The organism is Rhizobium sp. MHM7A (assembly GCF_005862215.1).
Classification (GTDB): domain Bacteria; phylum Pseudomonadota; class Alphaproteobacteria; order Rhizobiales; family Rhizobiaceae; genus Rhizobium; species Rhizobium bangladeshense.
Genome location: NZ_VCHT01000068.1, coordinates 1 through 1,241 on the forward strand (window position 1 = coordinate 1; position 1,241 = coordinate 1,241).

Annotated in this window: 1 protein-coding gene; it reads right to left on the minus strand. The window is 60.8% G+C overall.

The window, feature by feature from the left end; genetic code table 11:
* The coding region (locus FFR93_RS40400) for a calcium-binding protein (RefSeq protein ID WP_138397226.1) at positions 1 to 1,241 on the minus strand (1,241 nt) is incomplete at both ends.

Below are 1,241 nucleotides of genomic sequence, written 5' to 3' on the forward strand. Positions count from 1 at the left end.
CCGATGTAGGTGAGGTTCTCGACATTGGCAGCCAATGTGTGGGCACTCAGGTTCGTGCGAACCGTGTCGATCCCCTCATTGGCGTTCTCGGTGACGATGTCGCCGGCATTGTCGACGATATAGGTGTCGTCGCCAGCACCACCGATCAAATGATCGGCCCCGCCCCCGCCATTCAGCGTATCGTGGCCGACGCCGCCGGAAAGCGTATCGTTGGCAACGCCACCGATGATCGTGTTGTCGAGATCATTGCCTGTTCCAGCAAAGGCTACCGTTCCGATATAGGTGAGGTTCTCGACATCGCTGCCAAGCGTATAGCTTGCCAATGTCGTGCGAACCGTGTCGGTTCCCTCGTCGGCAGCTTCGGTGACGATGTCACCGGCATTGTCGACGATGTAGGTGTCGTTGCCATCACCGCCGATCAAGCTATCCGCACCGGCCCCGCCATTCAGCGTGTCATTGAAGGCGCCGCCGATGATCGTGTTGGCGAGCGCATTGCCGGCGCCGGTGAAGCTGGCGGAGCCCGTATAGGTCAGGTTCTCGACATTGTTGCCGAGCGTATAGCTGGCAAGCGCCGTCTGGACCGTGTCCGTCCCTTCGTTGGCATTCTCGATCACCACGTCGGTCGCGATATCGACCACATAGATGTCGTCGCCCGTCCCGCCCGACAGCGTGTCGGAACCAGCCCCGCCGATCAATGTGTCGTTACCGGCGCCGCCTGCCAGCGTGTCATTGCCGATGCCGCCGTCAAGCGTGTCGTTGCCGGCGCCGCCGGTGATCGTGTTGACGAGCGCATTGCCCGTGCCGCTGAAGCTGCCGGATCCCGTAAAGAGCAGGTTCTCGACATTGTTGCCGAGCGTATAGCTTGAAAGCGCCGTCTTGATCAGATCGGTTCCTTCATTCAGAACTTCGGTGACCACGTCGCCTACGTTATCGACAATGTAGATGTCGTTGCCCGCACCACCGATTAAGCTGTCAGCACCGGCCTTCCCGTCCAGGGTATCGGCACCTGCCCCGCCCCTTATGGTGTTGGCAAGCTCATTGCCCGTCCCGGTAAAGGCCGCCGTGCCGATATAGCTGAGGTTCTCGAGATTGGCGGCAAGCGTGTAGCTCGCTGATGTCGCGCGAACCGTGTCAGTTCCCTCGTCGGCGGCTTCGGTGACGATGTCACCGGTATTGTCGACGCTATAGGTGTCGTCGCCCTCACCGCCGATCAGGCTATCCGCACCGGCCCCGCCATTCAG